Consider the following 25,261-nt stretch of genomic DNA (forward strand, 5'->3'; position numbering starts at 1 on the left):
GCAGACGCCTTGGATGGGCGGCATCCGTCGGCCGCGTGCCCCAATCAGGCTGTCAAAACCGAAGGGTAGCTCATCGGAGCGTTCGTCCGACAGGTCTGTCCATGGCAGACGTCCACTACGTCTGCTTGAACCGTAACCGATCGCGCGTATAAATGTGGTAAGATTTGGACCGACCGAATACTATATGTTGTCGTTTCTCACGGTTGGGCGATGAGAACAGCACTCAGTCATCGTCAACTGAGTGAAAACAAGTGACACTGCCGTTATTCGAGTTCAGCTAACTGATCTCGGGCGCGCGAGATGGCGTCTTCGTTGCCTGCCCCGCGCAGGCCGTCCGCGAGGTCGCGCGTTACCTCGACGAGGCAGTCGGCGACCTCCGGTTCGATATCGCCGTCGAGCATTCGCGCGCGGGTGACGTGCTCGCCGAGCGTTTCGAGGGCGGCGCGTTCGGGACTCGTCAGATCGCGGTCGCGCGCGTCGAGCCAGGTTCGGAGGTCGCGGCGATACGCGCTGATTGCGTTCGCGTACGCGAGGCCGCGCGCCGCTCGAAGCGTCGACGGCACCTCGGTAGCGGGCGGGCGCGTCCCCGTATCGGCGTCGCGCAGCAAGGAGAGGAAGTACAGTTCCTCGCGCTCGTCGAGGGCGAACGACGATTCGCGGGCGATGATATCGGCGACGTGGTGCAGTTCGGCGGCAGCGAGATAGGTGTCGGTAAGATCGCGGAGGTCGCCGCCGCTGACGAACCCGCGCTGGCGGACGAACTCGTGGCAGTGATCGCGGGTGCGGTCGGCGAGTTCGTCGGTCGGGACGTCATCGATCGCGTTCCGGATCGACGTGAGATCGAACGAGACCGGTTTGTCGGTGTGTTCGGTTCGGTCGTCGGTGCCGACGCTGTGGAGGCTGCCGCAGGCGGGACAGTCGATGCTTCCGGTTTCGTAGTACGACCACCGAGTTCCACACTCGGTGCACTCGCGCTCGCCCCGTATTTTCATGTGCAGTCGTACGGTGAGTGGACAAAAAGTCCTCACGGACTCCCCCGGTCGTGGACGCTGCTCGTAACAACTGATTGGCCGGTGATCGGCCATCGGTGCCGTCGAGTCAGACGGTCTGCTGTAGCAGGTTCCCAGCGCACTCGTGACCCGTCCTGCGGGTGCGCCGGAACTGACTGACAGCGGTCCGTATCGGGGACGAAAACGCCCGACTACCACGTGAAACAACGGCGAGCGAGCGACAGCCGCCGGACAATGACCTATTGCAACACGGGACATGACTCCCGGCGGTCTTTTGTGTCTCTCGAGAAAACACGGGACTATGCGTGACGAAGACGAAATCCGCGAGCAGTACGAGTTCCTGACTGAACACCTCGAAAGCGAGGAGATGAATCACGACGGCGTTGAGCAGATGTTCACCTACTACAAACGGGCCATCGGGTGGGTATTAGAGGAAGAGCATATGTGATATCCGGCGTGAATACATCATAAATCGACACTATGTCGGTAGGTTTAAGTAGGACCAGCGGAATCTTTCAGGTGACGCTTCGCTTGGAGGGCCGAAGCGTCAGCGGGGACCAATTCAGGGCGGCAAGCGATCGCGTGGCGTTTTTCCCGCCACGCGATTTGCTTTCCTGTTTACTACACTCGTGAGCGGCTGTACTATCCGTCTCGCCCATCCCGGTACCGGCGAGTGAGCTCGTTCGGCCGGTAAGATACGTTCCGAAACGAGACGGACACTAAACATGAACCGCTCATTATGTGTGTTTCCATCTAAAATGCGTCATGGGTGTTAGTATTCGAAATTCGGCGAAACAACCTGCTATCCAGGTAATAGGCCTATTTCTATCGAAACAACCCGATAGCCTTATTAAAATTCGACAGTAAGTGCAGGTGGTACTTTCCCAATGTACGACCTGACAGGATTCCAGCGTGATCTGCTGTACGTCATTGCTGGCGAGGAAGAGCCCCACGGACTGGCGATCAAGGAGGAACTCGAGCAGTACTACGAGAAGGAGATCCATCACGGTCGTCTCTATCCCAATCTCGACACGCTGGTCGACAAGGGACTCGTCGAGAAGGGCCACCGTGACCGGCGGACGAACTTCTATACGCTCACCCGGCGTGGCCGACGCGAACTCGAAGCTCGGCGGGAGTGGGAAGCACAGTACGTCGATCTATAGGTCTCGAGTCGGTCCGGTCGGTGGGTCCGAATCGCTGTCGAGTCCGACAGGGGGCTTATGTAGGACCGCGAAGAACAGCAGGAAGTGAACGAGGTCGTGTTGCAACTCGCCGATGCGCCACTCGATGAGACAGTCATTCGCATCGCGCTCGCGGGTGCGCTCGGAATGTTTCTCGGACTCGAACGGGAGTGGTCACAGAAGTCGGCTGGGATCCGCACGTTCTCCCTCGTTAGTCTGCTTGCCTCCGTCTTTACGATCCTCGTGCTCGAAACGAGCATCGGCGAGAGCCTGTTGTTCCTCGGCGGCCTGCTCGTGATCGTCCAGGGCGTGTTGCTCGCGGTTCAGGGACTGCTCGGCGAGGAGGATGCCGGCCTTTCGCTGACGACCTCCGTTTCGATGCTCGTCGCCTACGGCGTCGGCTCGCTCGTCGCCGCGGGGTTCATCATCGAAGGCGTCACCGTGGCCGTCCTCTCGTCGCTGTTGCTCGTCTTAAAGCGCGAACTCCACGAGTTCGCCTGGGGACTCACCAGAGAGGAGATGCGTTCGACGACGGAGTTTGCGATTCTGGCGTTCGTCATCTACCCGCTCTTGCCGGCGGAGACGGAACTCGAACTCGGCGGATTGACGATTCCGCTCGAACCGCAGGTTATCTGGCTCATGGTCGTGGCCGTCGCCGGGATCGGGATCGTCAACTACGCGATCGTCTCGACCTACGGCGGGCGCGGCATCGCCGTGACCGGCTTCTTCGGGGGGCTCGCGTCCTCGACGGCGGTCGTCGGGACGATGCTCGATCACGTCAGGCAGCGTCCCGATGCGGCGTCCTATGCCGTCGCCGCAATCTTGCTCGCAAACGCCGCGATGGCGACCCGAAACCTGGCGATTGCAGTCGGCTTTACGATGGGAACGGAGACGGACGTGCTCGTCGAAGCGATCGTACCGCTCGGGGCCGTTATTCTCGTCGCGTTCGTCATCGCTGCGCTCACCGCGGACTGGCGCGAGTCGAGTGCGATGGATCTCGAAAGTCCGTTCTCGCTGAAGAACGCGCTCGCGTTCGGGGCCGTCTTCCTCGTCGTGCTCGTGTTCGGGTCGCTCGCGGAGACCTGGTTCGGAACGCTCGGGTTCTACGCGACGGCCGTCGCGAGCGGATTCGTCTCGAGCGCCGGCGCGACCACGTCCGCGGTCGTCCTCTATCGGGGCGGCCAGCTCGGTCCGCCGGAGGCGACGATCGCCATCCTGCTCGCGACAGTGTCGAGTATCGTCGTCAAGGCGATGCTCGCAGCCACCTCGCCAAATACGAGCTTTCGCAATCAGGTCGCCCTGTACAGCGGGTTGCTGCTGGTCGGCGGGGCGGCGGCGACGGCCGTCGTCGTCCTCTGATCGGTGGTCGGATCCGCGTTCGCTCTGCGCCGCTCGGCCTCCACACGAAGGGCGCAGGTTCATCCGCCTGCCGATGCTACGACGGTCACCATGGCTATGATCGGACTCCTCACTATCGGGAAGAAAGCGATGACGATCGGCTACCGGCGCTACGGCGTCCCGGGAGCGCTCGCACTCGGCGCGCTCACACTCGTCGGCTACGTCCTCCTGCGCCGCGCACTCGATCGGGCCGTCGATTCGGAGCGCGTGCCAAACGCCGTCGATGTCGAGACCATCCAGACCGCGGTCGAGAACGAGGGCGTCGGTGCGGTCGCCGATCCGACGACGCTCGGCGACGCGATCGATCCGGAGGGGATCAACGAGGCGTTTGCAGGGGACGAGAGCGACTCCCAGCCGATCGAGTTCAGCGACGACGAAGAGTCGGCCGATCAGTAATCGGTTGTGACGCTTACTCGCCGCGGAGTTCGTCGACGTGATCGATCCGCTGCTGGACGAGTTCGGCGGTGCCGATGTCGTGGCGGATGTGCAGTCCCTCCTCGCCGGCGACGGCGAGGGCGTCTTCGGCGAGTTCTTCGGCGGCCGAGATCGAGTCGGCGACGCCCACGAGCGCGAACGAGCGCGAGGTGGTCGTGTAGATGCCGTCGTCGCGGTCGTCCACGCTGGCGTAGTACAGCAGCGCACCGCCGGCGCTCTCCTCGTCAACCTGTACCTTCGCGCCCGCGTCGGGATCCGTCGGATACCCCGCGGGAACGGCGTACTTGCAGACCGTCGCTTGGTCGGCGAACTCGAGTTCGGGGAGCGACTCCCCGTCTCGCGCAGCCGTCAGCACGTCGAGGAAGTCGGTCTCGAGCACCGGCAGCGTGTTCATCGCTTCGGGGTCGCCAAAGCGCGCGTTGAACTCGATGACTTTCGGGCCCTCGCTCGTGAGCATGAACTGCCCGTAGAGGATTCCGCGGTAGTCCTCGAGCGCGTCGACGGTCGCCTCGATGATCGAAACGGCCGCGTCGTAGTCCCCCTCGGTCATAAAGGGCAGCGCAGCCGTCGCGTCGGAGTAGCTTCCCATGCCGCCCGTGTTCGGCCCCTCGTCTCCCTCGTAGGCGCGCTTATGGTCCTGAACCGCCGGGGCGGTTCTGAACTCGCCGTTGGCGACGAACGCCTGAATCGTGAACTCTTCGCCGATCAGGCGCTCCTCCAAGACGATCCGGTCGTAGTCCGACTCGCGGATGTACTCCTTGCCCTCCTCGGCGGTAACCTGATCGCCGATGACTTTGACGCCCTTGCCGCCCGTGAGACCTGCGGGCTTGATCGCCAGATCGCCGTCGTACTCGTCGATGAAGTCACAGGCTGCGTCCGTGTCGTCGAACGTCTCGAAATCCGGACAGCCCGGAATGTCGTGCTCGGCCATAAACCGCCGCTGGAAGGCTTTGTCCGTCTCGATTCGCGCCTCGTCCTCCTTCGGACCGAACGCGTAGATACCGGCGGCTTCGAGTTCGTCCGCGACGCCGGCCTGCAGCGGTGCTTCGGGGCCGACGACGGCGAGCGTCGCGCCGACCGACTCGGCGAACTCGACGACGGCTTTGGGGTTCGTCGTCTCGAGCGTCTCGAACTCGGTCGCGATGTCGGCGATGCCGGGGTTGCGGTTGCCGGCGCAGGAGTAGAGGTCAATCTCACTGTCCGCGAGCGCGCGGGCGATGGCGTGTTCGCGACCGCCGCCGCCGATCAGGAGTACGGTCTCTGTCATGGTCGATAGCGGAACGCACGAACCTGTAAGCGTTGCTCTTTCCGCGAACGAAAGTATGCACAATTGTGGTCACTACGAGCGGCGAGGCGTGACTTCTAGTCGACCGAGAATATCATCACGTGATCGACGGAACGTCGCCTCATGATCCCGAAACGCGATTCGGACTCCCCGTCCCTCCGCCGTGCTCTCTAGGCGAGCCGCGATAGCCGGTCTTGGAGCGGGGGACGCAGTGGCGATTTCGGACTCGGCACGTTTCGTCCGCCGCGGGTCCGGTACTCGAGCCACCGTGTTCGCGGCTTCAGATCCTGAAGTTGCGGGGGTTACATTACGGCGTCCGAAACGGAGTGCCACGCATGGACGAGGACTGCGACGTCGAAACGATAGGGGGCGTTCTGGAGGACGACGTCGCCCGGTCCATCCTCGTTCACGCTCGCACGGAAGCGCTGTCGGCGAGCACGCTCGCCGAACGGTGCGACGTCTCGACGGTGACGATCTACCGGCGCCTCGAGACGCTTCGCGAGCACGACCTCGTCGCGGCGTCGACGGTTCCCGAGAGCGACGGGAACCATTACAAGGTGTACCGGACGAACGTCCGTCGCCTGACGGTCGCGCTCACTGAAGAGGGGTTCGAGCTAGATATCGAACGCGCGGACACGCCCGCCGACCGATTCACCCGACTAATCGAGGAAATGTGATCATGATTCCGACCACCGACCTGCCGATGGAAGCGATCGTTCAGGGAAGCCTGTTTCTCGTTCTAAGTGTCCTCGGTCTCGCGATCATCTACTTCGCGTTTCAGGGATACCGACGGAACCGGAGCCGTCCCATGCTGTTCCTCGCGGTCGGCTTCGCCGCGATCATCGTCCCCGAGATGGCGATGGCGGTCGTCACGCGGTTCGTCGCGATTTCGCAGTTCGAGACGATGACCGTCTACCAGGTGACGAACGTCTTCGCGTTCCTCTGTATCCTCCGCGCGATCACGATGGATCCCGATCGCTCGCGGGCCGACGACGGTCGCGGCCGTCGCGACTACTGACCGACGCGGTCAATCGTCGAACTGATCTCACGCGCACGGCGTCGGACGCTCTCGGCGAGCGCAGCTTCTGCTTTTGAAGCCGCGATGGACGGTATTTGGAACCCGATCCGGTAGTCGAATCCATGACCGAATCAGCGGTCGACGGAACGCCGAATCGATCCGCCAGAAAGCGGCTCCTGTACGACTCGAGTCGAAACCGGCTGCGCGCGACTTGGCGGGTGCTCGTCCCGCTCGCCGTCGCCGTCGCAATCTACGTCGTCGGTCAGCAGTTCCTCACCCGCTACGCAGCCGGGGTCCTCGAGCCGCTCGCGGACGAAACCTCGCGGGTGATCGCGACCGCAGTGTTGCTCCTCGCGCTGGCGGCAGCGGTCGCTCTCGCGGGCGTCGCCGGACTGCTCGTCGCGTCGCGGCTCGATCGACGGCCCCTCTCGAGCTACGGGTTTGACGCGTCCCGCCGGTGGGTCGCGGACTTCACTGCGGGCGTCCTCGTCGGCGTCGTCGCCAGTTCGGGAGCGGTCGCCTATCAGGTTGCTCGGGGGTACGCCACGCTCGATACGGCGGTGACCGGCGTCGGCGTCGACTCCCCGCTGCTGGGCGGAATCATCCTTCTGGTACTGGTGGTCTTCCTCCTCGCGAACAATACATTCGAGGAAATCGTGTTCCGCGCCGTTCTGATCGGGACCGCGGCCGAAGGGCTCCGATCCAGATCGGTGGGTCCGACGGCGGCCGTCGTCGGTGCGATCGCCGTCAGTCTTCCCGTATTCGGCGTGCTTCATCTGCTTAGCGGCGGCCTCGCAGCCATCGTCACGAGCGCCATCGGTGGCGTTCTGTTCGCGGCGGCCTACGTCCTCACGGGCCAGTTGGCGCTGCCGATCGGCGTCCACTTCGGCGGCATCGCCATCCTCAGCGTTCACCAACAACCCGTCTCGACCGATCCCGAACTGACGCTGCCGTCGCTGGTTGTCGCCGAGCAGGCCGGCGACCCGTCGCTCCTTGTCGGTGTCGAGTTCTGGTTCGTCAGACTACTCTTCGGCGTCGCGCTGCTTTGCCTCTGGGTGTACGCGACCTACGGCGACCTCTCGATCGCCGACCGGGTCCTCTCCGCTGAGAGCGATTCGGAGCGGTGACCCTCGAGAGTGCGGAACAGTTATGACACTTCCGCAACCAGTTTGGGCGATGCTCGAGTGGTTCGGCGGGACGTCGAACGTTTTCAATCTCGCCATCGCGCTGTTCAGCCTGCTCGCGCTCGTGACCCTCCCGAAGATCGCCGAGACCAACCGAAGCCGCCGATACTTCGTCCCGGTGTTTTGCTGTTGGGCGGGGCTTCGACTGGTGACCGGACTTCGTGAGGGAACGCTTGTTGCGGTCCCCCGTTTCCTCGGTGCGAGTCTCGCGGCGATGCTGCTGGTCGGATTTTTCGGCCTGTGCGCTCGCGGACTGTTCGAGGTGTGGAAACTGCGGGACAAGGTGTCCTCGTCGTAACGCGGCCGACCGAACCCGTCAGGCGTAAAACAGCGGCGGTCGCCGATCGCCGCCGAACTCGTCGTCGGGCAGGTAGGGTTCGAGGTCGTCTACGTCTGCGTTCCCGAGCACCTGGTCCAGCACGTCGACGGCCGCGTCGCGGTGCAGCGGTCGATTGTTATTGCCGCACTGGTCGTCCATCACGCAGACAGGGCAGCCGTCGACGCGGCCGCAGTCGCAGTCGACGATGAGGTCGCGCGCCCGCGCTGCGACGGCCTCGAAATTCTCGTAAATCGCCCGCGAGAAGCCGAGGCCGCCGTCGATGCCGTCGTAGATGAACCAGCCGCTGGCGGGTTCGTGCTCGAGTTCACTTGCGATCTCCCTCACGGTCGCTTCGGCGGCGGCGATGTTCTGCGGGGTGGCATTGGCGTTCTCTCGGGCGTCGGTCTCGCCGTTTTCCGTCGCGGTGGCGAGGTGCGAATCGATCGACAGCGTTGCGAGGCCGCCCAGATCGCGCTTGTCGACCATCAGTTCGAGCGGCGCGACGCCGATCGTGGCGTGCTCGGCGGCGTGGAGCCCGCCCGCGTAGCCGAGGTGGGCGGTTTCCGCGAGTTCGCCGTCCAGCTCCGGAACCGAGAACTCGCGGTACTTCCCGATCAGCGCCGTTTCGACGCGGTCGGGGACCTCGAGCCAGCAGAGTTGTGTCTCCATCGAGAGCGGCGGGTTCTCGGTTGGAATCATCCGTTCTTTTTTCTGCCCGCCGTGGACGGCGACCTTGTCGTAGGTACCGTGGTAGACGAGTACTCGCCCGCGTCCGAAGTGCAGCCTAACGGAGCCGATGTCGCGGGACTCCTCCGAGACGGCGTCGAGGACAGTCACGTCCGTGCGCGTCCGCGTGTAGTAATCCACGTCGGTGGGCCGGAGCGTCACCGACGGTCGCGGCGTCGTGTGGTCGACCGCACACACTTCGTACTGTTTGCCTTCGTGCAGTCTGACCGCGCCCTCGTGGAAGTCCCGCAGGACGCGTTCTTCCGCGAGCGGCTCCATTTCGGGATCGTGACGCTCGTCGGCATCTTCGGCGAGTTCAACGGCGTACTCCTCGCCAGTGGTGGCGTACAGCGAAATCGATCCCTGCGGCCTGGGCGGGCCGGTGTACGAGACGCCGGTTTCCAGGTGGCCGGAGAGTCGGCCCGAGCGTCGCCACATCTCGACGGCGCGCTCGAGCCGGTCGCGCTCGGCGAATCCCGCGGCACTGCCGTCTGACTCGTCGAGCGCGAGTTCGTCCGCCGCACACAGCAGATGTCGGGCGAAGACGGCGTCGTTCTCGGTGTCGACGACGGCGTCTTCCACGTCGGTTTCGAGCAGGTAGTCGGGGTTGTTCACGACGTACTGGTCTACCGTCCGGTGGCCGGCGACGAGCACGGAGAGGGCGCGTTTCGTTCCGCGGCCGGCGCGGCCGAGCTGTTGCCAGAACGACTGGCGCTGGCCGGGATAGCCCAGCTGGACGGTGGCGTCCATCTCGCCGACGTTGATCCCCAGTTCGAGCGCGTTCGTCGAGGCCACCCCGTCGAGCAGGCCAGTCTTGAGTCGGTGTTCGGTTCCGTGGCGGTTTCGCCGCGAGTGGCCGGCGTGGTAGGGTTCGATGGCGCTTCCGCGATCGGGGTTCGCGTAGTACCGGCTCCGGTCGCGGCGGTGTTTCGACGCGCGCTTGACCGAGAGTTCAGCGAGCTTTCGCGAGGGGGTAAACAGGAGCGTCTGGGCGTCGTGGTAGGCCAGATGCGAGAGGAGTTTCGGGGCCTCGACGGTTGCAGGAACGCGGTCGGTGATGGCGTCCTCGCCGCCATCGGTAGGGGTCTCGTCACCTGAACTGCCGCTGGCGTGCTCCTCATCACTCTCCTCGCGCGCCTGCGGCGGCGGATTCCAGAGCACCAGCTCCCGCGGCCCCGTCGGCGAGCCGTCTTCGTCCACCACGGTCACCGGCTCGCCGACGAGCGAACTCGAGTGCGCGCCGGGATTGCCGATCGTCGCGCTCGTGAGCACGAACTGCGGGTCGGCGTCGTAGTACTCGAGGACGCGCTTCAACCGGCGGACGATCCAGGCGACGTGCATGCCGTGGACGCCGGTGTAGGTGTGGGATTCGTCGACGACGACGAGTTCACACGCGGAGAGAAAGCGGGCCCACCGGTCGTGGTCGTGCAGGTAGGTGTTCACGCCGGCGAAGTTGGTGATGATCACGTCGGCCGTCTCGCGGATCTGGCGGCGGGTGTCGCCGCGTTCGGTGTCGCCGTCGTAGACGCGCACGGAGATGTCGAGCCCGAGGGTATCGTAGAACTCGTTCAGTTCGCGCTCCTGGTCGCGCGAGAGGGCTTTCGTGGGGTAGCAGACGTAGGCGGTCGCGTCCGTGCCGTCGCCGCGGGCGCGTGCGTCCAGGTAGTGGCGCGCGATCTGGAGCGCGTAGATCCGCGTCTTTCCGGAGGCGGTGCTCGTCGCGACGCAGACGTTCTCGCCGCGACCCAGAGCCCTGAGCGCCGCAGCCTGGTGAGTGTAGAGGTCGTCATCGAGCGGGTCGGCGAGTTCGGGGCGGAGCACCTCGGCGTTCGGGACTGCCGATGCGTCGCGGCCCGGGAGTTCGAGGATAGAAACGTCGTCCGACTCGCGGGAACGAGCGCGGGGAAACGTCTCGAGCAGTTCGTCGCCGGTGATCGGAACGTTCTGTCGGTCGTCGGTTCGGCCGCTGCTTCGGTCGGTATCGACATCGGCGTCGGTGTCCGTGCTTCCGTCGCTGTCTCTGTCTCTGTCTCTGTCTTTGTCCCCCTCTACATCAGTGTCGCTGTCGGTATCGATCCCCATACTCAGAAGTCACCCAATCCGGTCTGCTCGCCGCTCGCCTGCTCCGCGGTCGATGAACTCGAGGCGGCCCCGCTCGCGGACGACCCTGCCGAGACCGAGACCTGCGGCGCATCCCGAAGCCGTTCGTAGACGTGCCACAGCGCCCGGCAATCGTCCTCGCAGTAGGCCTTGTGGCGGTCCCACTCGAGTTCAGATTCGTCGCCCGTTCGCATAAATCGCTGATATGCTGCTGCAGTCCGTGCGCCGTCGAGCCCCGTCGCCGCACCGTCGTAGCCGAGTTCGGCGGCGACGACGTCGAGTTCGTTCGTCCGGCCGGGGAGGAGCGCGTTGTCGTCGCCGTCGGCCCAGAGATAGAGGTCGAACTTGGGGATCGACTCCCATTCCGCGGCGTAGGCCGGGCAGTGGCGGGCGACGAACGCCCCGAGGTGGCGGTAGTCGAACCCCCAGCCGTTCCAGGTGAGCAGCGCCCTGTCGGGGTGAATGCCGAGCAGCCAGTCGCAGAACGCCCGGAGAACCGACGCCCGGTCGGCCGGATCGTCGCGTTCGACGAACGCTCGGTAGGTATCCGTTGACGGGTCGTAGACCCCGATCTGCCAGATGATCGTCGGCGAGAGGCCGTCCGTTTCGATGTCGAGACAAAGCGGCGGCGTCGACCAGTGCTCGCCGGGCAACGACGCGTCGCCGACCCGCCGCGGCTCGCCCGTTTCGAGCACCGTCGCGTGTCGGTACATCCTGCGCGCGCTCTTGGGTCCGATGCCCTCGACGTCCGCGAGCGCGGCGACCGGCGTTTCGAGCAACTCCGATCGGGTCGTCACGCCACACTCCGCGAGCCGGCCGGCCGTTTTCGGGCCGATTCCGCTGATGGCCTCCAGTCCGAAGTCGCTCGCCGCGTGCGAGGTGCTCGAGACGAGACCGTCGGCCGCGAACTCGAGTTCGACGACTGCGTTCGGGCCGCCGTAGCCGTCGACGGGGCCGGCACCCCGGACGCGAACGGCGACGCAGTCGTTGGCCACGGAGTCCGGGGAGAGCAACGGGTCGTGTTCGACGGTTCGAACCGTTCCCGTCTCGGCGTTTACGTGCCAGCGCTCGTCGTAGCCGGCCGGTAGCCCGCCCGACAGGACGGTCGTCGTCCGTCCAGTGGGCAGCGCCGCCGCGAGCTCGGCCGCGTGATCGAGAGTCGTCTCGAGCGCGGTGGGGCGGGTTGTCGTCGCGATGTCGTCGCAGATGAGTGCGTCGACCTCGCGCTCGTCTTCGTTCCGGTCTAAAGCGCTGCGAATCCCGTCGCCAGCGCGGAGCGCGCTCGCACTCCGGGCGACCGCGAACGCGAGTTCGTCGCCGATCGACCGTCTGGAAAGCGGATCGTCGCCCGTTTCGAGCGGCGGGTGTATCACGGGCGCGTCGACTGTGTGTCGGACGCGGGCGGCGGCCGTCGGTTCGCGGGAGCGACCGAGCACCCAGACTGCATCCGGCTCGAGCGTCGCGTCGATATCTCGGAGGGTCGCGACCGGGTGCTTGAGCACTGTTTCTGGCGGGAGTGCGAGCACTCGAGCGCCGGTGCGACCTGCCATAGTCGTAGTCGGTGGCAGGCGCGCGGGGATAAAGACGGTTTGGACACCGGGGTGAAAGTGGATCGCCCGCCGGAAACGCAAACCCATTTTACGTCACCGCTGCGAATACCGCGACAATGCAACAGTACCTGGACCTCGTCGACGCGGCACTCAGCGAGGGGGCATACAAGCCCAATCGCACCGGCGTCGACACGATTTCCTCGTTCAGCGAGCACTACGAGGTCGACCTTCGGGAGGGCTATCCCCTTCTGACGACCAAGCAGATGGACGGCTACCGCTGGAACTCGATGCTCCACGAGGTCTGCTGGTACCTCTCCGGCGAGGAGCACATCGAGAACCTCCGTGAGGAGACCAAAATCTGGGACGCGTGGGCCGACGACGAGGGCAAACTCGACACCGCCTACGGTCGCTTCTGGCGTCGCTACCCGGTTCCAGACGACCCCGCGCGGCTCCCCGGCGAGTCCTGGCCCGACGAGAGCCACCGCTGGGTCACCGAGGAGGCCGACGGCCGCCGCACCTTCGATCAACTGCAGTACGTCATCGATACGCTCTCTGACTCGCCGAACTCGCGCCGGCTCGTGGTCAACGCCTGGCACCCCGCGAACGCGGCCGTCTCGACGCTGCCGCCGTGTCACTACTCGTTCGTCTTCAACGTCCAGGGCAACCGGCTGAACTGCCACCTCACCCAGCGTTCGGGCGACATCGCGCTCGGGATTCCGTTCAACATCGCAGCCTACGCGCTCCTGACGAAAGTCGTCGCCAAGCAGACCGGCTTCGAACCCGGCACCTTCGCCCACACCGTCGTCGACGCCCACGTCTACTGCGGCCGTGGCGCGCGCGGCGAGTGGTACGCCGACAATCTCGACGCCCTCCAGTCCCGTCTCGCCGACGCCCAAGAGCGCGCGGACTACCGCGGGATCCGCGAGTGGCTCGCGTCCGAAGCCCCCGCCGAGGACGAGGGCGACGAGCGGCTGGACCACGTCCCGGGGCTGCTCGAACAACTGTCGCGCGAGCCACTCAACCGGCCGACGCTCGAACTCGACGCCGCGTCGATCGACGACCTGTCCGCCGACAACATCTCCCTTCGAGACTACGAGTCCCACGACGGACTCGAGTTCGCCGTCGCCGAATGACCGCCGACCCCGTGCTCGAAACCGATCGCGAACTCGTCGGCATCGTCGCCGTCGCCGACAACGGCGTCATCGGGACGGACGGCGGGATGCCCTGGCACATTCCCGAAGACCTCCAGCACTTCAAGGAAGCCACGATGGACCATCCCGTCATCATGGGGCGGGTAACGTACGAGGGCATCGTCGACACGCTCGGCGAACCGTTGCCCGGGCGGACGACGATCGTCCTGACGAGTCGCGACCTCGAAACGCCCGCGAACGCCGTCGTTGCACGTGGGATCGAGGAGGCGATCGCGGCGGCCGAAACCGCTGCGGACGAGCGCCACGGCGGCACCGACCGCCTGTTCGTCGCCGGTGGGGCGACGGTGTACGAACAGTTCTTGCCCGAACTCGACCGCCTGATCGTCACGGAGGTCCACGCCGAACCGGACGGCGACGCGCGTCTCCCGGACTGGAATCGCGAGTCATTTCAGACGGTGAGCCGCGACGAACACGACGAGTTCACCTTCGTCGAATACGTTCGTCGGGAGTGAGAGGGTGCCGGTGAAAACGCGACCGGCGAAAACGCGGCGTCGCAGGTGCTCGCCCTGTCAGTTGCATCCCGTTTCACGCCTCGCTTTCGCCGACACAATACGCCGTTTTGGAACGGTGGTCGTAGAAATGAGGGCGCGCGGCGACGGGGGCGTCACGACCGACTAGTGCCACAAGCGCTGTGTCGCTCGCGTCCGGTCGGAACTCGACTCGTCGGTCGCACTCGCGGTGGTCGACGACTGATATCTTGCTCGTGTGGACAGTCACGAGATAGATCCGGTTTCTCGTATCGCTTTTCGACGGCACAGCCCGGGAAATCGTTTGTTTTACTGTATAATGGATCCGCCGTCCTATCCGTATTTCCGTTGGAAACCGGGTGAACCGGCTACAGCACCGAACTCGAGCGTCGGGGCGGGCGATCTCCGAGGGCAGGTTCGATTGAACGTCTTATCGGTATCTGATACGTTTTAACGGATCCAAACTCGGCCGGCCGAGTACCCCGGTGGATCGATAAAAAATCATTGTTGATAGCTCTCCCGTTGGTTTCCGAGATCCGTCGAAATACGGCCGTATGGGGGCATCAAACCGTCTGTTTCCCAGATACAGTCTATCTTAGACGGTGAAACAATGTCGTTCACTTATGCGAAAATTGGTTCAAGAACCGTTTGCCCCAGACACGGGGATTCAGGTGAGAGATATGACAGACGATGATAACGGACTATTCGACGATTCGAGACGATCGTTCATGAAAAAGGGCGCGCTCGCGACGACTGCGGTTGCCCTCGGTGCAGGTGCGACGGGAACTGCTGCGGCACAGGACGATGGCGGAGACGGAGACATGGTCGTCGTGTTCGGTGACGATTACCACCCAGGCGTCGAGTTCGAAGTCGCCTCGCAACTGGACCAGGGGACGAAAGACGACGTGTTCGAAACCGCCGATCTGACGGACGAGTTCGACACGCCGGACGACTGGGACCTCTATCTCATCAACACCGACATGGGCGGTTCTGCCCCGTCGCTTGGCTACCTCCTGACTGAGGACGCCGACCTCAGCGCCGGCGACAGCGAGACGATGGGCGAGGACGGCTCGTTCCGTAGCGGTGAGTTGAACCTGGTCGAGGCGAACCTCGGCGCGTCCAGTAACGGAAACGGTGGCGACGACGGAAACGGTGGCGACGACGGAAACGGTGGAGACGATGGAAACGGCGGCGACGATCCCGGAGCCGGCGACGACGGAAACGGCGGAGCCGGTAACGGCGGGGCCGGCAACGGTAACGAAACCGGTGACGGCGGCGGAGCCGGTGGCGACGGCGGCAACGGCGGCGATGGCGGCGGCGGTGGCGGCAACTAACGCCAACACCACACATCCGACTCTGTTTTTTCCAGTGGCTATCGCGGACCCGACCGTAACGATCTAGAACCCGTATACCCGCAGTACGGCGGACTTTTAGGACTGCCAGTCGTAGGCGAATCTATGGCTCACCCGACGCAGCGAAACCGCCTTGCGGACGAGGAGAGTCCCTATCTGCGCCAGCACGCGGACAACCCCGTCAACTGGCAACCCTGGGACGAACAGGCCCTCGAGACGGCTCGCGAGCACGACGTGCCGATCTTCCTCTCGATCGGCTACTCGGCGTGTCACTGGTGTCACGTCATGGCGGACGAGAGCTTCGCCGACGAGACCGTCGCGGCGCAACTCAACGAGCACTTCGTTCCGATCAAAGTCGACCGCGAGGAGCGCCCCGATATCGACAGCATCTACATGACCGTCTGCCAGCTCGTCACCGGCCGCGGCGGCTGGCCCCTCTCGGCGTGGCTCACCCCCGAGGGCAAGCCCTTCTACGTCGGCACCTACTTCCCGAGGGAGGCAAAGCGAGGGCAGCCCGGCTTTCTCGATATCCTCGAAAACGTGACGAACTCGTGGGAGAGCGACCGCGAAGAAATCGAGAACCGCGCCGACCAGTGGACCGCAGCCGCAACGGACCGACTTGAGGAGACGCCGGATGCCGTCGGCGCGTCGCAGCCGCCGTCGAGCGACGTGCTCGAAGCGGCCGCAAACGCCTCCCTTCGGAGCGCGGACCACGAGTTCGGCGGCTTCGGTTCCGACGGGCCGAAGTTCCCCCAGCCCTCGCGGCTCCGCGTCCTCGCCCGCGCCGCGGACCGAACGGGGCGAGACGAGTTCAGCGATGTCCTCGTCGAAACCCTCGATGCGATGGCGGCGGGTGGGCTCTACGACCACGTCGGCGGCGGCTTCCACCGCTACTGCGTCGATCGGGACTGGACGGTCCCTCACTTCGAGAAGATGCTGTACGATAACGCCGAGATTCCGCGGGCGTTCCTGCTCGGCTACCAGCAGACCGGCGACGAGCGCTACGCCGAGGTAGTCGCGGAGACGCTTGACTTCGTCGAGCGCGAACTGATGCACGAGGCGGGCGGCTTTTTCAGCACGCTCGACGCCCAGAGCGAAGATCCCGAAACCGGCGAGCGTGAGGAGGGGGCGTTTTACGTCTGGACGCCGGACGAAGTCGAGGCCGCCGTGACGGACGAGACCGACGCTGAACTGTTCTGCTCCCGATACGACATTACAGAATCGGGCAATTTCGAAGGGAAGAACCAACCGAACCGTGTCGCCTCGATCGACGAGTTGGCGGACCAGTTTGACCTGCCGGCGGACGAGGTCGAAGAGCGGCTCGAGTCGGCGCGCGAAACGGCGTTTCAGGCGCGCGAACAGCGTCCACGGCCGAACCGCGACGAGAAGGTGCTCGCGGGCTGGAACGGCCTGATGATCGCGACCTGCGCCGAAGCTGCGCTCGTGCTGGGCGAGGACGACTACGCCGAGATGGCCACCGACGCGCTCGCGTTCGTCCGCGACCGGCTCTGGGACGCCGACGAGAAACGCCTCTCCCGGCGGTACAAGGACCACGACGTCGCCATCGACGGCTACCTCGAGGACTACGCCTTCCTCGCCCGGGGCGCGCTCGGCTGTTACGAGGCGACCGGCGAGGTCGACCACCTCGCGTTCGCACTCGAACTCGCGCGCGTCATCGAAGCCGAGTTCTGGGACGAAGCGCAGGGGACGCTGTACTTCACGCCCGAAAGCGGCGAATCCCTCGTCACCCGCCCGCAGGAATTGGGCGACCAATCGACGCCCTCTGCCGCGGGCGTCGCGGTCGAGACGCTACTCGAACTCGACGGCTTCGCCGGCGAGAGCGGCGAGTTCGAACGGATAGCCACGACGGTGCTCGAAACCCACGCCAACCGCCTGGAGACGAACTCGCTCGAACACGCGACGCTCTGTCTCGCCGCCGACCGCCTCGAATCGGGCGCACTCGAGGTGACGATCGCCGCGGACGACCTCCCCGAGGAGTGGCGCGACGCGTTCGCCTCGCGCTATCTTCCCGACCGCCTGTTCGCGCGGCGGCCGGCGACCGACGACGAACTCGAGCCGTGGCTCGACGAACTCGAACTCACGGACGCGCCGGCGATTTGGGCCGGACGGGAAACCAGAGACGGCGAGCCGACGCTGTACGTCTGCCGCGACCGGACGTGTTCGCCGCCGACACACGATGTTGAGGAGGCACTCGAGTGGCTCGAGGACGGCGGGACGGTGACCGAAAGTCCGTTCTAGCGGCGACTCGTGCCGAGTCGGCGGTCGGTGCCGTTGGGGATTCGATGTTCGGTCCGGAACCCGTCGCTATCGGTCGACTTCTCGCTCCTTGTCATCGTCCCCGTCCGTCCCGGCGAGATCCACTGTCGCGTCCTGTCCGGTCGAGTTCCCGGTCTCGACCGCTTTCGGTTCCCTCTCGCTACTGCCGTTCGATCCGTTGCGCTCGAACGCGTCGTCTGCCTCCAGCAGTCGACTGAGCCGCTGTTCGAACTCGTCCTCGCTTAGTTCGCCGCTTGCATACCGGTGTTTGAGTTCGTCGAGTGCATCGCGCTCGTGTGCCGTCTCTGCCGTCTCGCGCTCGCTATCGAGGGCCGCTGCGATCTCGTCGCCCCAGAACAGCAGTATCGGCGTGAGCAGAAACCAGCCGACGATGGCGATCGCGCCGGAGAGCAGTTCGAATCCGGCAACCCCCGCGAGACTGATGAGCGCGAGCGTCACGATCGAGACCAAGAGCCAGAGCTCCTCCGCCACGAATCGCTGAAGCCGGCTCTCCATACTGTTTCCTCGTCCGCTAGACACATATACACTCCTGAACTCTCACCCAGGACGGCGACGCAAAGAACTCCAGTGGACTCCGTTTCGCTCGTCCCGTCGGAGCGTCGGATGGGGCCGTTTCTCGCTCGTGTCCCGCCAGCACCTTCCGGCGCGTCTGCCAACTCTATCGCCTATCGCTCGTCGTCGATCCGCTCGGCCAGCCAGATCGCCGGCGGCACGTCTTCTTCCTCGACGAAGCGGGTCACTTCGTCGCCGTCCTCCGTTTCGACGACGATCGTCGGAATGAACTCGATGCCGTACTCGTCGACGCCGGGGCCCTGCTTGTCCTCGTCGACGGCGATCTCGTCGATTCGGTCTTCGGGGACATCCGCCGCATCGAGGGCGGCCCCGAAGTCCGGCAGGAGTCGGCGACAATCCTTACACCAGTCTCCGCCCCAGACCGTGTATACCAGGTCGTCGTGTGCTTCCAGGGTATCGACCGCGTCCTCGTAGGAGGCGGCGTCCCACGCGGGGTTCGGCTGCATGGTTTCGAGACTCATACGCACGGATTGGGAACCGGGATGCTTAACGCCCGTGTTTCCGACAGGCATTGCAGTTGCGGAGCGGACCTGACATGCGACAGATGCGACCCGCGCCGAGTCGGTGGTATTTTTACACCAAACACAAGCGTTATCAGCATGGTATTCGATTCGATCGCCGAGCCGGGCCACGAGCAAGTATCGTATTTTTCCGATCCGGAGACGGGATTGCAGGCCATCGTCGCGATTCACGACACCAGTCTCGGCCCGAGCCTCGGCGGGACGCGCATTCTCGACTACGAGTCCGAAGACGCCGCACTGACGGACGTACTGCGGCTCTCGGAAGCGATGACCTACAAAGCAGCCGCTGCCGATCTGGCGCTTGGCGGCGGGAAAGCGGTCATCGTCGGCGATCCGGCCGAGGTCAAAACCGAAGACGCGCTCGAGGCCTACGGCCGTGCCGTCGACTGTCTCGGCGGTCGGTATATCACCTCGGTCGACATCAACTCCGGAGCCGAAGAAATGGACATCGTCGCCCGCGAAACCGACCACGTCGTCGGCGGCAGCGACGGGCTCGGCAACCCCTCCGAAGTCACGGCCCACGGCGTTTTCTCCGGCATCCGTTCCTGCGCCGAGCACGTCTACGGTACCGACTCGGCGGGCGACCTCGACGTCGTCGTCCAGGGGCTGGGCAAAGTCGGCCATCTACTCGCCGAAGAACTCCTCGAACACGGCGCGTCCGTAACGATTTCCGACGTGAACCGGGACGCTATCGACGAGTTCACCGCGACCCACGACGTTGATGTCGTCGCTCCGGATTCGGTCTACGAGCAGCCGTGCGATGTCTTCGCTCCCTGCGCGATCGGCGGCGTCGTCAACGACGAGACGATCGACCAGCTCGAGTGCGACATCATCGCCGGCTCCGCGAACAACGTTCTCGCGGAGCGGCGTCACGCCGACGAACTCGCCGCGCGGGATATCCTCTACGCGCCCGATTACGTGATCAACGCGGGCGGGCTGATCACCGTCGGCAAGGAACACCTCGGCGGCACCTACGACGAGGCCTACGCGGAGGCCGAAGCGATCGGTGACCGACTCGGCGAGATGGTCGACCGCGCCGAAACCGACGACTGCACAGTCCTCGATGCGGCAGACGCCTACGCCCGAGAGCGCATCGACGCGTCCGAGACGGTGACGCCGGCGCTGCCGTCGAACTGATGCCCCGCAGGCCAGAGGCGGCGATTCTATCACTGACCGTGACACCACCGGCACGTCCTGCCTGTGTCCAGCACGGGTTTACGTCTCGACTCCATACCCTGGTCTAATGAAGGGAAGCATCCTGGACACCGTCGGCTCGCCGCTCGTCCAGGTCGACTCACCGGATGGGGCAACCGTCGCCGCAAAAGTCGAATCCTTTAATCCGGGAGGCTCGGCCAAGGACCGCCCGGCCCGCGAGATGATCCGCACAGCCGAACGCGAAGGCGCGATCGAACCCGGCGACTGGCTCGTCGAACCGACGAGCGGGAACACCGGCATCGGTCTCGCGCTCGTCGCCGCCGCCCGCGGCTACGACCTCACCATCGTCATGCCCGCCTCGAAATCCGAGGAGCGCCGCCGCGTCATGGCCGCCTACGGCGCTGAACTCGAACTCGTCGACGGCGAGATGGAAGACGCCCGCGAACGCGCAGATGAACTCGCGGCGCAGGGCGCGGTTCAGCTCGGTCAGTTCGAGAACCCGGCCAACCCGAAGGCCCACTACCAGACGACCGGAGTCGAGATTCTAGAACAGGTCGGCGACCGCGAAATCGACGCGTTCGTCGCCGGCGTCGGCACCGGCGGCACGCTTTCGGGAACCGGTCGCCGGCTCCGCGAAGCGTTCCCCGAGATGGATATCATCGCCGTCGAACCGGAACGGAACGCCGTGTTGTCGACCGGCGAGTCCGGCGAGGACGAGTTCCAGGGCATGGGGCCGGGGTTCGTCAGCGACAACCTCGATCTGGACCTGGTCGACCGCGTCGAGACGGTCAGACTGGAAGACGCCGAGGACGAGTGTCGCCGCCTCGCCCGCGAAGAGGGCATTCTCGTCGGGCAGTCGAGCGGCGCGACGAGTCTGGTCGCGAACAGAATCGCCACCGAAATCGCCGACCCTGCCGGTGGGTGTCCGGAGCTCCCGGATGCGTTCGATCGCCAGCAGCCGGCGATGCCGGAACCGGACGGCGGCACGGATGCCGAGGACTGTCCGCTCGTCGTGACGGTCTTTTGGGACAGCGGCGAGCGGTATCTGTCGACCGGACTGTTCGGGTAACGCGTAGCCAAAATCGCTCTTTCACCTAGGGTAATCGTCTTTATCCGGCCCGATGTAGGATGGCATAGCAATGTCACCACCCTCCAGACGGACGCTCCTCGGTAGCACCGCAGGACTACTCGCGCTCACAGCCGGTTGCGTCGCGAACAATAGCAACGATGACGACGATCCGGATCCCGGTGCCGGTTCCAACTCCGACGGGAACGGGAACGAAAACGGGAACGAGTCGGCAAACGGGAACGAGAGCGACGAGAACGGAGACGATACCGGCGACGGCGACGGCGACGAGACCGAGAACGACGACGAACTGTCCACGAAAACCCACCAGTACCAACAGCCGACACGCTCCGACGATCCCACGATCGAGTACATACACTCGCGTGACGACGCTGACGACTGGCTCGCCGACCGCGATGTCGGCGAGGATACGACCCGATTCGTCGACGATACCGAGTTCGAGAACTCGAGACTCGTTTCGATCGAGGCCGGCGCTCCGAACCCCTGCACCGAGATGGCTATCGACTCGGTCGAACTCTCGGACGACGTATTAACGGTCGAGGCAACGGTTACCGATCAGCGGTCGCCGGAAAAGGCCTGCGCCCAGCAGGAGGTAACCGTCGGCGCGCTCGTTCGCGCCACCTTCCCTGACGAACCGACGACGGAACTCTCGGTGACGGTCGTCGATCGACACGGAGACGAACACAGCCAGAGTATGGCTTCGGGGAGCGGTAGTGCGAGTTCATCCACGTCTGTCACCGGGTCAGATACTGATTCGGAAGAAGAGACAGAGAAGTGACGCGCTCGGGCGGGTCATAACCGAGTTCAGGGCGAGTGCTCCGCTTCGGTGAGTCGAACGACGAGCGTCGAGTCGACATCTCGCAGATCGTATTCGGGTAGGCTGCCGTCCGTTCGACGGACGTAGAGCGGTTCGACGAGCCGCCGCGTTTGCGGTTGGCGGTTGGGCGGTGTCGTTTCGTCGGTTGTTCCGGCTGTTTCGGCTGTTTCGGTGGTCTCGGTGATTTCGCTTGTGGCAGGTACCCCAGTGGTTTCCGCCATCTCCGCCGCCGACTCATCCGCTTGCGCTGGCTCTGACGCCGACGCATCTGTCGGTTCGACCCGTTCGACGCCGTAGATTTTACAGAACTCGGCGGTTTCGTCCGGTTCGATCGCTCCGTTTCGCAGTTCCGTCGCGAGTTCACGCGAGAGCCATTCGTCTTCGCTCACGCTGGGGTCCTGGACGAGCGCTGCGTCGACGAAGCGAGTAAGATACCAGTCGAGATCGTTGAGCAGGGAGATGGCAGCGCCGACGCTGACGGTTCGCAGGGCGATCGTGTTTTCGAAGGGGCGTCGGAGATCGTAGGTCGTCAGGGCCTCGCGAGCGGTCTCGCGGGAGAGGAGTTCGTACTGGAGGGTACAGTCGTCGGTCCCGATGAGACAGACACGGGTCACTGTCAGACAGTGTGGTCGGTTCGGTAATGTCGGTTTCGGCTTTGCGATACGAGCGGCACGCGCTGTCTTCGAGCGATGGCTTCGCGTAACGGAAACAGCGCCCGCACTAGTCGCCGTCGTTCACGTCGACTCGCGTCCCGTATCCGGATTCGCCGACGACTTCCTGATTGTCGTAGACGAACTCGCCGCGGACGACCGTCGCGACCGCGTCGCCGGTGAACGTTTCGCCGACGAAGGGCGTGACGCAGTTCTTCGAATGGAGTTCGTCGCGGTCGTCGAGCGTCCACTCGCGGTCGGGATCGACGATCGTAAAGTCCGCGTCCGTACCGACCTGTAACGATCCCTTCTGTGGGTACATCCCCCAGACTTGCGCCGGACGCGCCGCGTGCCGGCGGACCCACTCCTCGAGCGTGAGCCGTCCCTGATCGACGAAGGTGAGCAGCGCGGGAACCTCGGTTTCGAGGCCGACGAAGCCGGAGATTGCGTCCCAGGTGTTGCCGAACGGATCGTCGACTTTCTTCTCTTCGGGGGTGTGCGGGGCGTGGTCCGTCGCGATACAGTCGATTGCGCCCTCGTCCATGCCGACCGCCCAGAGTCGGTCGCGCTCGTCGGCGTCCCGAATCGGCGGCTGGATGCGCGCGGGATTCCCGACGTCGTGCATGACGTCCTCGGTGAACCAGAGGTAGTGCGGCGTCGTCTCCGCCGTCACGTCGACGCCGCGGTCCTTCCCGCGAGCGACGGCTTCGGCGGCCGACCCCGAGGAGACGTGAAACATGTGGACCTTCGCGCCGGTCTCCTCGGCGAAGGTGATCATCCGCTCGACGGCCTCTTGCTCGGCGATGACGGGCCGAGAGTGAGAGTGGTCGATCGGGTCGGTCTTGCCGTCCGCCTTGAACTGCGCCGTGTAGTGATCGATGATCTCGCCGTTTTCCTCGTGGAAGCCGAGTCGTTTGCCGGTCTCGCGGATGCGCTTCATCGCCTCCAGAATCTCGCCGTCGTTCGGCGGCGGCACGTCGCCGACGGTGGAGCCGAGGAAAATCTTGTAGCCGAGCGCGCCGGCCTCGTCCAGCGCCGGAATCCGGTCGAGGTTTTCCGAGGTGACGACGACGTAACTCTGGAAATCGACGTGCGCTGAGGCTTCGCCGCGCTCGAATTTCAGTTCGAGGTGCTCGGGGCGGTCGATCACCGGGTCGGTGTTCGGCATTCCGACGACGGTCGTGACGCCGCCCGCGGCGGCCGCGCGCGTCGCGGACTCCCAGTCTTCTTTGTACTCGAGACCTGGCTCGCGGTTGTGGATGTGACAGTCGACGATACCGGGGACGAGGACGTTGCCCTTGCCGTCGACGACGCGGTCGGCGTCAGGGAGGCGGTCACTCCGGCCGACGGCGACGATGGTTCCGTCCTCGACGGCGACCCCCGAGTTCGGCGACCGCCCGGCGGGCGTGACGACGGTGCAGTTTCGCACGACGAGGTCGACGCTCATGGGTGCCGTAGCGTTGCCGAGGCGGGCGCATATAGCTTCTGTCTCTCCTACTCGAGTTCGACTCGTCCTCGCGTACGGTGTAGGCTCCGTGTACGGCGGCGGTACGAGTGCTATACTAAACCGAGCGGCCGTCCTCGCAGGAGTAATGACCTCCCCAGCGATCCGCGACAGCACAGTCCTCGTAACCGGTGGTGCGGGGTTCATCGGGAGCCATCTCGTCGGCGCGTTGGCTCCGCACAACGAGGTTCGCGTGCTCGATAACTTCTCGACTGGCTCTCGGGAGTATCTTCCGCCCGTGTCGGCGTCGGTCTCAGGGCCGGCATCGGCACCGACATCAACATCGACATCGCCATCGGAATCGGCCTCAGAATCAGAACCACCAGCAACATCGACTGGAACGACGGATTCGACGGATTCCATGGGTTCGACGGACTCGACGACTATCCACGACAACGTCACCGTAATCGACGGCGACATCGGCGACCCCATGGCACTCCAGCGAGCCGCTCGCGGCGTCGATCTGATCTTCCACCAGGCCGCTCTCGTCAGCGTCTCCCGAAGCGTCGACGCGCCAAGACGGAGCAACGAGACGAATCTCGACGCCAGTCTCCTCGTCTTGGAGCAGGCTCGCCAGGAAGACGCACGGGTCGTTGTCGCCTCGAGTGCCGCGGTCTACGGCCACCCCGATGAGCTCCCGATCTCCGAAACCGCCTCGACGGACCCGAACTCTCCCTACGGAATCCAGAAACTCGCCCTCGATCAGTACACCCGCCGCTACGCTGAACTCTACGACCTGCCCACCGTTGCGCTCCGCTACTTCAACGCCTACGGGCCGCGCCAGCAAGGCCCCTACAGCGGCGTCATCTCCACGTTTCTCGACCAGGCGCGGGCGGACGATCCGATCACCATCGACGGTGACGGCGAACAGACGCGGGACTTCATCCACGTTTCCGACATCGTGCGAGCAAACCTGCAGGCGGCGACGACCGACGCCGTCGGCACCGCCTACAACATCGGTACCGGCGAACGCACGTCGATCCGCGAGCTCGCTGAACTCGTTCGGGACGCGGTCGGCTCCACCGCCCCGATCGTCCACCGAGAACCCCGACCCGGAGACATCAGACACAGCGGCGCAGATATCACCAAGGCGCGCCGTGAACTCGAGTTCGAGGCGCAGGTGGGTCTCGAGTCGGGGATTCGGACCCTTGTTCAGGAAACCGACCGGTCCGCGACGAGTTCACAGCGGGCGGCGATGGCGGCACAGCACGAGCAGTATTCACAGGAATAATTGGATGCCGGGATAGCGGGAGGAGAGTGCAATTGCGATCGAGACGAAGTCGAGAGGGGAGTGACAAACAGACAACTGCTCCCCGATAACGCCTCGTCTTCGTTACGAAGGTACTGCGTAATTTCCCGGAAGAACCGGCGCTAGCGCGACGAGAAGCGTATTGATAGACGGATTAATCGTGCTGTCCAG

24 protein-coding genes are annotated in these 25,261 nt (G+C 64.7%); 16 read left to right on the plus strand and 8 right to left on the minus strand.

Annotated features, from left to right (window positions below; genetic code table 11):
* Positions 1–263: 263 nt before the first annotated feature.
* Positions 264–992 (minus strand): TFIIB-type zinc ribbon-containing protein, encoded by a 729-nt coding sequence (locus SM755_RS02950; RefSeq protein ID WP_323171372.1) that lies wholly within the window; start codon positions 990–992, stop codon positions 264–266.
* 319 nt (positions 993–1,311) lie between these two features.
* On the opposite strand from SM755_RS02950, the gene SM755_RS02955 reads away from it, so the two are divergent.
* The 4 genes from SM755_RS02955 (at position 1,312) to SM755_RS02970 (ending at position 3,985) form a co-directional block, all read left to right on the plus strand.
* Positions 1,312–1,458, plus strand: a complete 147-nt coding sequence (locus tag SM755_RS02955; protein WP_006109722.1) for a hypothetical protein — start codon at positions 1,312–1,314, stop codon at positions 1,456–1,458.
* 439 nt (positions 1,459–1,897) lie between these two features.
* Positions 1,898–2,173 (plus strand): PadR family transcriptional regulator, encoded by a 276-nt coding sequence (locus SM755_RS02960; protein WP_006109721.1) that lies wholly within the window; start codon positions 1,898–1,900, stop codon positions 2,171–2,173.
* Positions 2,174–2,257: 84 nt separating this feature from the next.
* Complete coding sequence (locus tag SM755_RS02965; RefSeq protein ID WP_323171373.1) at positions 2,258–3,550, plus strand: DUF4010 domain-containing protein; 1,293 nt, start codon at positions 2,258–2,260, stop codon at positions 3,548–3,550.
* A gap of 90 nt (positions 3,551–3,640) precedes the next feature.
* Positions 3,641–3,985 carry a hypothetical protein gene (locus tag SM755_RS02970; RefSeq protein ID WP_323171374.1) on the plus strand — a complete coding sequence of 115 codons (345 nt, stop codon included), beginning with the start codon at positions 3,641–3,643 and terminating at the stop codon, positions 3,983–3,985.
* A 13-nt stretch (positions 3,986–3,998) separates the two neighbouring features.
* Here SM755_RS02970 and purD read toward each other — a convergent pair whose 3' ends face one another.
* A complete protein-coding gene (gene purD, locus SM755_RS02975; protein ID WP_323171375.1) occupies positions 3,999–5,291 on the minus strand; it encodes a phosphoribosylamine--glycine ligase in 1,293 nt (430 codons plus the stop codon).
* Positions 5,292–5,644: 353 nt separating this feature from the next.
* Between purD and SM755_RS02980 the strand changes: the two genes are divergently transcribed.
* The 4 genes from SM755_RS02980 to SM755_RS02995 all read left to right on the plus strand — a co-directional run bounded on the left by SM755_RS02980 (position 5,645) and on the right by SM755_RS02995 (position 7,809).
* Positions 5,645–5,986 carry a winged helix-turn-helix domain-containing protein gene (locus tag SM755_RS02980; protein WP_323171376.1) on the plus strand — a complete coding sequence of 114 codons (342 nt, stop codon included), beginning with the start codon at positions 5,645–5,647 and terminating at the stop codon, positions 5,984–5,986.
* A gap of 2 nt (positions 5,987–5,988) precedes the next feature.
* Positions 5,989–6,327 (plus strand): hypothetical protein, encoded by a 339-nt coding sequence (locus tag SM755_RS02985; protein ID WP_323171377.1) that lies wholly within the window; start codon positions 5,989–5,991, stop codon positions 6,325–6,327.
* A 122-nt stretch (positions 6,328–6,449) separates the two neighbouring features.
* On the plus strand, positions 6,450–7,454 hold the full coding sequence (locus SM755_RS02990; RefSeq protein ID WP_323171378.1) for a CPBP family intramembrane glutamic endopeptidase: 1,005 nt from the start codon (positions 6,450–6,452) through the stop codon (positions 7,452–7,454).
* Positions 7,455–7,503: 49 nt separating this feature from the next.
* Positions 7,504–7,809 (plus strand): hypothetical protein, encoded by a 306-nt coding sequence (locus SM755_RS02995; protein ID WP_323171379.1) that lies wholly within the window; start codon positions 7,504–7,506, stop codon positions 7,807–7,809.
* 18 nt (positions 7,810–7,827) lie between these two features.
* Here SM755_RS02995 and SM755_RS03000 read toward each other — a convergent pair whose 3' ends face one another.
* Positions 7,828–10,638 carry a DEAD/DEAH box helicase gene (locus tag SM755_RS03000; RefSeq protein WP_323171380.1) on the minus strand — a complete coding sequence of 937 codons (2,811 nt, stop codon included), beginning with the start codon at positions 10,636–10,638 and terminating at the stop codon, positions 7,828–7,830.
* 2 nt (positions 10,639–10,640) lie between these two features.
* Complete coding sequence (locus tag SM755_RS03005) at positions 10,641–12,206, minus strand: ribonuclease H-like domain-containing protein (RefSeq protein ID WP_323171381.1); 1,566 nt, start codon at positions 12,204–12,206, stop codon at positions 10,641–10,643.
* Positions 12,207–12,322: 116 nt separating this feature from the next.
* Here SM755_RS03005 and thyA point away from each other — a divergent pair, with 116 nt between their 5' ends.
* The 4 genes from thyA to SM755_RS03025 all read left to right on the plus strand — a co-directional run bounded on the left by thyA (position 12,323) and on the right by SM755_RS03025 (position 17,495).
* On the plus strand, positions 12,323–13,339 hold the full coding sequence (gene thyA / locus SM755_RS03010) for a thymidylate synthase (protein WP_323171382.1): 1,017 nt from the start codon (positions 12,323–12,325) through the stop codon (positions 13,337–13,339).
* On the plus strand, positions 13,336–13,869 hold the full coding sequence (locus tag SM755_RS03015) for a dihydrofolate reductase (RefSeq protein WP_323171383.1): 534 nt from the start codon (positions 13,336–13,338) through the stop codon (positions 13,867–13,869). Before thyA ends, SM755_RS03015 begins: the two co-directional genes overlap by 4 nt.
* 695 nt (positions 13,870–14,564) lie before the next feature.
* Positions 14,565–15,218 (plus strand): calcium-binding protein, encoded by a 654-nt coding sequence (locus SM755_RS03020; RefSeq protein WP_323171384.1) that lies wholly within the window; start codon positions 14,565–14,567, stop codon positions 15,216–15,218.
* Positions 15,219–15,341: 123 nt separating this feature from the next.
* Positions 15,342–17,495, plus strand: coding sequence for a thioredoxin domain-containing protein (locus SM755_RS03025; protein ID WP_323171385.1), 2,154 nt, complete (start codon positions 15,342–15,344; stop codon positions 17,493–17,495).
* A gap of 66 nt (positions 17,496–17,561) precedes the next feature.
* Here SM755_RS03025 and SM755_RS03030 read toward each other — a convergent pair whose 3' ends face one another.
* The gene (locus SM755_RS03030) at positions 17,562–18,029 is read right to left on the minus strand and encodes an SHOCT domain-containing protein (RefSeq protein WP_323171386.1); all 468 of its coding nucleotides are present in this window, start codon (positions 18,027–18,029) and stop codon (positions 17,562–17,564) included.
* Positions 18,030–18,199: 170 nt separating this feature from the next.
* Positions 18,200–18,568, minus strand: coding sequence for a thioredoxin domain-containing protein (locus SM755_RS03035; RefSeq protein ID WP_323171387.1), 369 nt, complete (start codon positions 18,566–18,568; stop codon positions 18,200–18,202).
* 138 nt (positions 18,569–18,706) lie between these two features.
* Here SM755_RS03035 and SM755_RS03040 point away from each other — a divergent pair, with 138 nt between their 5' ends.
* The 3 genes from SM755_RS03040 (at position 18,707) to SM755_RS03050 (ending at position 21,648) form a co-directional block, all read left to right on the plus strand.
* The gene (locus SM755_RS03040) at positions 18,707–19,765 is read left to right on the plus strand and encodes a Glu/Leu/Phe/Val dehydrogenase dimerization domain-containing protein (RefSeq protein WP_323171388.1); all 1,059 of its coding nucleotides are present in this window, start codon (positions 18,707–18,709) and stop codon (positions 19,763–19,765) included.
* 106 nt (positions 19,766–19,871) lie between these two features.
* Positions 19,872–20,852 (plus strand): PLP-dependent cysteine synthase family protein, encoded by a 981-nt coding sequence (locus SM755_RS03045; protein WP_323171389.1) that lies wholly within the window; start codon positions 19,872–19,874, stop codon positions 20,850–20,852.
* A gap of 70 nt (positions 20,853–20,922) precedes the next feature.
* Positions 20,923–21,648, plus strand: a complete 726-nt coding sequence (locus tag SM755_RS03050) for a hypothetical protein (protein ID WP_323171390.1) — start codon at positions 20,923–20,925, stop codon at positions 21,646–21,648.
* A 26-nt stretch (positions 21,649–21,674) separates the two neighbouring features.
* On the opposite strand, the gene SM755_RS03055 is transcribed toward SM755_RS03050, so the two are convergent.
* On the minus strand, positions 21,675–22,301 hold the full coding sequence (locus SM755_RS03055; RefSeq protein WP_323171391.1) for a DUF5804 family protein: 627 nt from the start codon (positions 22,299–22,301) through the stop codon (positions 21,675–21,677).
* 106 nt (positions 22,302–22,407) lie between these two features.
* Entirely contained in the window at positions 22,408–23,784 is a 1,377-nt protein-coding gene (gene allB / locus SM755_RS03060) for an allantoinase AllB (RefSeq protein WP_323171392.1), read from the minus strand.
* Between the two features lie 145 nt (positions 23,785–23,929).
* Between allB and SM755_RS03065 the strand changes: the two genes are divergently transcribed.
* Positions 23,930–25,072: an NAD-dependent epimerase/dehydratase family protein gene (locus SM755_RS03065; protein ID WP_323171393.1), complete on the plus strand. Its 1,143-nt coding sequence runs from the start codon at positions 23,930–23,932 to the stop codon at positions 25,070–25,072.
* The last annotated feature ends 189 nt before the right edge of the window (positions 25,073–25,261 follow it).

It is taken from the genome of Natrialba sp. PRR66, assembly GCF_034808065.1.
GTDB classification, from domain to species: Archaea; Halobacteriota; Halobacteria; order Halobacteriales; family Natrialbaceae; genus Natrialba; species Natrialba aegyptia.